The 7,536-nt window shown below is 37.7% G+C and carries 7 protein-coding genes; 6 read left to right on the forward strand and 1 reads right to left on the reverse strand.

The annotated features are described in order from the left end of the window. The 6 genes from F6K49_RS32625 to F6K49_RS32655 all read left to right on the forward strand — a co-directional run. On the forward strand, positions 1-441 hold a 441-nt coding region (locus F6K49_RS32625), incomplete at its 5' end, for a PIN domain-containing protein (RefSeq protein ID WP_293103327.1). Positions 442-514: 73 nt separating this feature from the next. Next, entirely contained in the window at positions 515-1,066 is a 552-nt protein-coding gene (locus F6K49_RS32630; protein WP_293026184.1) for a Uma2 family endonuclease, read from the forward strand. 324 nt (positions 1,067-1,390) lie between these two features. After that, positions 1,391-1,633 carry a hypothetical protein gene (locus tag F6K49_RS32635; RefSeq protein WP_293026186.1) on the forward strand — a complete coding sequence of 81 codons (243 nt, stop codon included), beginning with the start codon at positions 1,391-1,393 and terminating at the stop codon, positions 1,631-1,633. Between the two features lie 112 nt (positions 1,634-1,745). Further along, the gene (locus tag F6K49_RS32640) at positions 1,746-1,940 is read left to right on the forward strand and encodes a hypothetical protein (protein ID WP_293026188.1); all 195 of its coding nucleotides are present in this window, start codon (positions 1,746-1,748) and stop codon (positions 1,938-1,940) included. A gap of 225 nt (positions 1,941-2,165) precedes the next feature. Further along, entirely contained in the window at positions 2,166-3,995 is a 1,830-nt protein-coding gene (locus F6K49_RS32650; RefSeq protein ID WP_293103329.1) for a hypothetical protein, read from the forward strand. Positions 3,996-4,363: 368 nt separating this feature from the next. Beyond that, positions 4,364-7,357 carry a contractile injection system tape measure protein gene (locus F6K49_RS32655; protein ID WP_293103331.1) on the forward strand — a complete coding sequence of 998 codons (2,994 nt, stop codon included), beginning with the start codon at positions 4,364-4,366 and terminating at the stop codon, positions 7,355-7,357. Here F6K49_RS32655 and F6K49_RS32660 read toward each other — a convergent pair. After that, the coding region (locus tag F6K49_RS32660) for a hypothetical protein (protein ID WP_293103333.1) at positions 7,340-7,536 on the reverse strand (197 nt) is incomplete at its 5' end. The genes F6K49_RS32655 and F6K49_RS32660 overlap by 18 nt on opposite strands.

Raw genomic sequence — 7,536 nt, forward strand, 5'->3', positions numbered from 1 at the left:
ATAAAACGGTATTTAGACACTAACATTCTGGTATATTCAATTGATTTAAGTAAGGATAATAGGCAAAAACATCGGGCAGCTTTAGAAATTTTAAGACCTAGTCAAAGAGAAGTTATCTGTCTGTATTCTCAGGTAATTGCCGAGTTTTATGCTGTTGTTACTAGTTCCAAATCTGTAGCCAATCCTCTGACTACTCAAGAGACAATAATGCGGATTGAAAGATTTATGCAAATGCCCAATATAGAACTTCTCTCCATGTCAGATAATATCTTTAAGGAATGGTTTGAATTGCTCAAAATAAACCCTGTAAAGGGGGCTAGAGTATTTGATTTAATGCACCTGGCAATTATGATATCCCATGGAGTAACCAGTATTTATACGTTTAATGAAGATGATTTTAATTGGCATCCTGAAATTGAGGTGATTGTGCCAAGTTATTAAATAATGTTCGTAAAACCTTACTCCCCATCCAAGGAGCAATTCCAAAAGAGCCATCTTTAATTAGAGTAGAGCAATGATTACCTTAGCTAAATGGTCAATTGAAGACTATCATCACATGATTGCAGCAGGTATCCTCAGTGAGCGTCATGTGGAATTACTAGAGGGAAAAATTATTGAAATGTCACCAGAGGGACCATTGCATCGGAAAATCAACGATTCTATGGCAGACTATTTACGGGAAAAGCTCCGGGGACGCGCTAAAATCTACGAAGCACATCCGGTTTCCCTTCCTGATTCAGAACCTGAACCAGATATTGCTGTTGTTAAATTGCCAGTTTCCTTGTATGACAATCGTCACCCTTCTGCCGAGGAAATTTACTTATTGATAGAAATATCTGACACTACCTTGGAAAAAGACTTAGAACAGAAGCGAATTGCCTATGCTCGTGCTGGCATTTTAGAATACTGGGTTGTAGATTTAAAAGCTCAACAACTGATCGTGTTTCAGCAACCATCAGGGGATAGTTATCAAATCAAACAAACCAAAGCCTATGGAACTTTATATCCAGTTGCTTTTCCCCATGTTGAAGTGTCAGTGGAAAAGTTATTATCAAAAACTATCTGAAATATAGCAATTATCATAGCTATGAGATATACAATTTATGGATTGTAGGGAACAGGGAACAGGGAACAGGGAACAGGGAAGACAGAAGAGGGAATAGGGAAGAGGGATGCGCTGCATCAAGATAGGGAATCAACGTCAAAGAAGACTGTACCTCATAACTGCGAGAAACGCTATAATATACTATAGCGGTTTTAATAGTAACGAAGTACAGAGGATTTTTTCCCTCTTCTTTATTCCCTACTCCCTACTCCCTAAAACCCAATAATTTGCACCTCACCCAATTAAAAACTGCTGTATTGTAACCGATCATCCTCAACAAGGAACATGAAAGAACAACTAGAAAAACGCCTAACCCAACTAAAAGCCGAATTTGAATCAGGACAAAAAGTACTCGCCGATTTAGAAGCCAAACAAGCCAATGTCCGTGAAACCTTACTCCGCATCCAAGGAGCAATTCAGGTATTGGAAGAAGAGCTAGCTAAACATAATGGTGCTACCTCGAAATCAGACAATTTGCAAGGATTAGAAACGGAGGCTTTAGCAACACACCCTCAGAACAAGGATTAAATGCTGTAGGATGAGGGATGAAGAGATTTTAGAGATTTCTGTGAGCGAAACCGTCTACATTGAAACCAGTATAATAGGAGTTATCCACTATTTGATTAATGGGAGAATAAAAATGTGGAGAGATGAAATTCTAGAAGAGATCTACAGAATTCGAGAGGAACACGCTAGAACTTTCAATTACGATTTGAAAGCCATCTGTGATGACTTACGGAAACGACAAACGGCAAGCAACAGAAAAATTATTTCCAAACCCCTTAGGCGACCGGATTTACCTTTAATGTCCCAAGAAGGCTCACGCTCTATCTGATAGGAAAGCATAGTCGATTGCAGCTCAGGCTGTGCAATAGCATCAACAAAAACCCAGAAAGCAAAAAAATGGCTTATGCCTTCCCATTATTGCGCTGTAGCTACCCTGCGGGAAGCTGCTCAACGAGCATCATAGGTACACGCTCCATTGTACCTGATATAGCGGTCTTCAAATGGGCACGAATTCCCTGTTCCCTGTCCCCAACTTCTGTAAGAAGCTACTATCATGACTGAAAACCTTACCATCTCCAACGCCCCCCCAGAACATCCTGGCATGAATTTCGCTTTATTGCGACAAGAAGGAATCAAGCACATCGAACGCCTAGGGGGGAAACTGTGGACAGACTACAATACCCACGATCCCGGTATTACTATCCTAGAACAACTTTGCTATGCCATCACGGATTTAAGCTATCGCCTTGACTTCGAGATGAAAGACTTGCTTGCGCCTGCTCCTGGAGAAAAAACTGGAGAAAACAGGAAACAGTTTTTCACAGCCAGAGAAATCCTCACCGTTAATCCCCTCACAATTAATGATTATCGCAAACTGCTAATCGACATTGATGGTGTTAAAAATGCATGGGTTAAACCCATTAAGAATTCACAACCCCCAATTTATTACGATTCGCTTCTTCATACCTTAACTTTTGAAGCTTCTAAACGCACTAAGCAAGTCAACTTAAATGGAATTTATCGGGTACTAATCGAAAAAGAAAAAAATGTCTCTGACGAAGCGAGTCTCATCGAAAAAGTAAAATCTAAACTTAATCAGCATCGAAATTTGTGTGAAGATTTTGCTTCAGTCGAAATTTTACCCATTGAAGAAATCACCATCAACAAAGCCGAGATTGAGATTGAAGAAGGATTTGATGTGAATGAATTAATGGCACAGATATATTTGGACTTAGATAATTTTATTTCTCCTCACCTACAATTTTTTACCTTAAAAGAACTACTGGAGCAAGGCAAAACTCCTGAAGCTATTTTTGATGGTGTTCCCCTGGAACATGGCTTCATTGACGATGAAAAACTTGATAGTTTTATCAAGAAAAACCAACTGCACACCTCTGACATAATTCGGATTATTTTAGATATTCCAGGGATAAAAACTGTTATAATAATTACTATTTCAAGCGACAAGTCATCAGAATCAGAAGAATGGGCGTTAGCATTAGATCCTAATCTAACACCCCAACTCAAAGATATAGATGGCTTGACAAGTAACATTACCTTTTATAAAGGACAAATTCCGTGCAATCCGAACCTGGCTAAAGCTAAAACTAATCTGGAATCATTACAACAAAAAAATACCCAAACACCATCAACTACACAAAGAAAAGATATCCCCATCCCAGTGGGACAATACCGAGAATTATCTGACTATGAATCAATCCAAAACGATTTTCCTGCTACTTACGGTATTGGAGAAATAGGTTTACCGGCTTCTGCATCCCCCAAACGCAAGGCTCAAGCCAAGCAGCTACAAGCTTATTTAATGTTTTTTGACCAACTTTTAGCTAACTATTTTGCTCAATTAGACCATGCTAAAGATTTATTATCTTTTCAAACTAAGAACAAGAAAACCTACTTTTCCCAGGAACTTTATCCCATTCCAGGTGCGCCAGAAATCCTAAACCTTGAGCAAAATTTACCAGAAGATAAAAATGATATTGATAAGATAAGAATAAACCGTTTCCTGGATCATTTAATGGCACAGTTTTGTGAAAAGTTCACAGATTATTCTTTACTTTTATATGAATCAATTCTGGATGAAAAACTGATTGATGATAAAATTAGTTTCTTACAAAATTATCCCCAAATTAGCGCCGGGAGGGGTAAAGCCTTTAATTACACTGATTCCAGTCAGGTTTGGGATACAGAAAACGTATCGGGACTAAAACAAAGAATTTGTAGTTTACTAGGAATTCCTTACCATCGAAAAACTTTGGCTCTCTGCAATGAATCGGATGAAACCGAAGGTTTCCATATAGTCGAACATATTTTACTTCGTCCTCGCAGCAGTAACGACCCCGACTCAGACGAGAATTTTTCATAATTTAAATCAAACACAGATTCAAACACAGATTCAAACACAATAGATCCTTACTCTTTCCAAATCAGTTTTGTATTCCCTGATTGGCTGCCTCGCTTTCAAGAAGAAAACTTTAAACAGCTAATTTATAACATTATCATTGCCGAAATACCCGCCCATATAACTCCTTATTGCCACTGGTTAGACAAACCTAATATGATAAAATTTGAAAATGCCTACCAGCTCTGGCTAAATACAAAAATGGATAAAAATTCAACTAATAACCTGATCGAATTTTTGGTAAATGGTAGTATTTCAACTATACCATTTAATGTTTTAGGATATATGACTATCGGCACAGATTTTGAAGTTATTTGTTAAAGCCTTTGGAAGTGAACCAACAACGACATATTATCAAAAAACAGATTATAGAACTTAATTTAAGTTCACAGCAAGGTGCTTTTGAACTGCAAAATGAGGTAAGTAGACTATATCGCTATAAAGTCCTCCCCCTGATTGATAATTTATTTAATCAGTTCAGCGATTTAGATACAATACATCGAATTAATACCCTAGAAATAGACCTAGGCAATATCGATATCAATAATCTAGAACAGGAATTGATTGACAAAATTATAGCACAAATTCAACAGCAATTAGAAGAACAAATTAGCCACTCAAGTTCCAGTTTGTCAACACAGCCACAACCTAATACTGAGTTGGGTGAGTCTTCACCACTGCTTGCTAGAACAGAGGGAGAGACGGGGGAAAATATAGAAGTAAATAAAATTACCTCTGTAAGTGCAACTCGCTATCAAAGACTATCTGATCAAATTGGCAAATCAGAGATTGCTAGTAAAAGAGCTTTACAATTAGAGATTTTTAGCTACTTTATCCAAACAGGTATGCTACCGTGGTGGGCAGAAAACTTAAGTAAACAAGAGCTAGAAGACTATTGCGATCGCTTGATCACCAATTCCCCAAATCAGGTCAAGTCCATTGTTCAGCAAAACTTAAAAAATCCCAAGCAATTGCAGCGCCTGATTTACCAATTTTCCGATTCAACACTCCTCAAAATAGCCGGATTGTTTACTACGGATTCAGTCCCGTTTATTGCCGACTATAATACAGACATAAAACCGGTCTTGGCACAGCTAGAGCAGACCAGAAATATTCCGGCAGCCAAATTGCGATTAGAAATATGGCAAGGAATACTTTTCAGTATCTCCTCAAATAGTAATACTCAAGTAGATAAGCTCAAGTTAATCCAAGAAAATTTATTACACATTGCCACCAGTAATCGGATTAACTATCCTGAGTTTTTAAAGAATCTTGTTGCCAAGATAGAGCATCTAGTCAGAGAAGGAAAAGGATTTAAAAGCACACTTCCAGAAATCTTAGATAAAATCCAAATCCCTGGCCAAGATGCACAGTTGATTAGAGCAGAAGAAAGAGCTTCACAACTAGAGATTTTTAGCAACTTTATTCAAACAGGTATACTCTCCGAAAACTTAAGTAAACAACAACTAGAACAATATTGCGATCGCCTGATCACCAATTCCCCAAATCATGTAAAATATATTGTTCAGCAAAGCCTAAAAAATTCCAAGCAATTGCAGCGGCTTATTTACCAATTTTCGGATTCAATACTTCTCAAAATAGCCGGATTGTTGACTGGGGATTCAGTCCCGTTTATTGCCGACTATAATACAGACATAAAACCGGTCTTGGCACAGCTAGAGCAGACCAGAAATATTCCGGAAGCCAAATTGAGATTGGAGAGATGGCAAGGAATACTTTTCAGTATCTCCTCAGAGAGTAAGACTCAAGTAGATAAGTTCAAGTTAATCGAAGACAATTTATTACATATTGCCAGCAGTAATCGGATTAACTATCCTGAGTTTTTAAAGAATATTGTTGCTAAGATAGAGCATCTAGTCAGAGAAGGAAAAGGATTTAAAAGTCAACTGACAGAAATCTTAGATAGAATCCAAATCCCCAGCCAAGATACACAGTTAATTAGAGCAGAAGAAAGAGCTTCACAACTAGAAATTTTTAGCGACTTTATCCAAACCGGTATACTACCGGAAAACTTCAGCAAACAAGAGCTAGAAGACTATGGCGATCGCCTGATCACCAATTCCCCAAGTCAGGTCAAGTCTCTGGTTCAGCAAAGCTTAAAAAATCCCAAGCAATTGCAGCGGCTTATTTACCAATTTTCGGATTCAATACTTCTCAAAATAGCCGGATTGTTTACTGGGGATTTAGTCCCGTTTATTGCCGACTATAATACAGACATCAAACCTGTCTTGGAACAGCTAGAGCAGACGAGAAATATTCCGGCAGCCAAATTGCGATTAGAAATATGGCAAGGAATACTTTTCAGTATCTCCTCACAGAGTAATACTAAAGTAGATAAGTTCAAGTTAATCGAAGAAAGTTTATTACATATTGCCACCAGTAATCGGATTAACTATCCTGAGTTTTTAAAGAATATTGTTGCCAAGATAGAGCATCTAGTCAGACAAGGAAAAGGATTTAAAAGTCAACTGACAGAAATCTTAGATAGAATCCAAATCCCTAGCCAAGATACACACTTGATTAAAGAAAGGGAACAACTGGAACACCTAGTAAGGGAATTGCAACACCTTGATTTCAATAGCCAGATCTTACCCCAACATAAACAGCAAATTAATCAACTTAAGACTGAAATAGAAATATTACTAAATGAAATCAATAATCCTGCCCAAGTCCAAAGGTCATCAGACCTGATTACACGCTTCAAACAACTACAGAAAAGTATTCAAACTCTTAAACTCAACATCCAACAAGAACTCAAGTCCAACCAAACCAGAATTCCAGATGTTGTCAATACTTTTAGTGACTCTGATGAAATCTACATTTACAATGCAGGATTAATTTTGCTATGGCCATTTCTGACTCGCTTCTTTGTCAAAATAGGATTGGTACAAGATAAGATTTTTATTAATACCATATCTGCTCAACAGGCAGCCCTTTTACTCCAGTATTTAGTTGATAACTCAACAGAAATACCAGAACACATTTTACCTCTTAATAAAATACTATGCGGTATAGATTTATTAGAACCTATAGACACCAATTTAGAAATCACTGCACAAGAACGAGCAGAATGTGAAAATTTGTTATCTGCTGTGATTCAAAATTGGTCTATTTTGAAAAATACATCAATAGAAGGATTTAGAAAAGCTTTTTTGCAGAGAAACGGTATTGTGAGAATTCGTGATGGTAGTTGGCTGCTACAGGTTGAACGTAAAACTTACGATATTTTACTAGATAGAATTCCTTGGAGCATACGAGTTGTCAAGCTGCCGTGGATGGATAACATTTTATACGTAGAGTGGTAAGCTGTAGGGAACAGGGAACAGGGAACAGGGAACAGGGAACAGGGAATAGGTAATATCAAATCCGGGTGTATACTTACTGTTAAGACAGAGCATGGTAAGTTTTATGCCCAAAAGGTTGACCCTGAAGCCCCACCTGAGTTGTGACGCCTTGGAACAGCGATATCGTGAAGAAAAAGACC

It is taken from the genome of Moorena sp. SIO3I6 (assembly GCF_010672095.1).

What these genes read in the sequence shown, in the direction of transcription:
- F6K49_RS32630 (WP_293026184.1), top strand. Translation starts at nt 515, where the DNA reads ATGATTACCTTAGCTAAATGGTCAATTGAAGACTATCATCACATGATT.
- F6K49_RS32635 (WP_293026186.1), top strand. Translation starts at nt 1,391, where the DNA reads ATGAAAGAACAACTAGAAAAACGCCTAACCCAACTAAAAGCCGAATTT.
- F6K49_RS32640 (WP_293026188.1), top strand. Translation starts at nt 1,746, where the DNA reads ATGTGGAGAGATGAAATTCTAGAAGAGATCTACAGAATTCGAGAGGAA.
- F6K49_RS32650 (WP_293103329.1), top strand. Translation starts at nt 2,166, where the DNA reads ATGACTGAAAACCTTACCATCTCCAACGCCCCCCCAGAACATCCTGGC.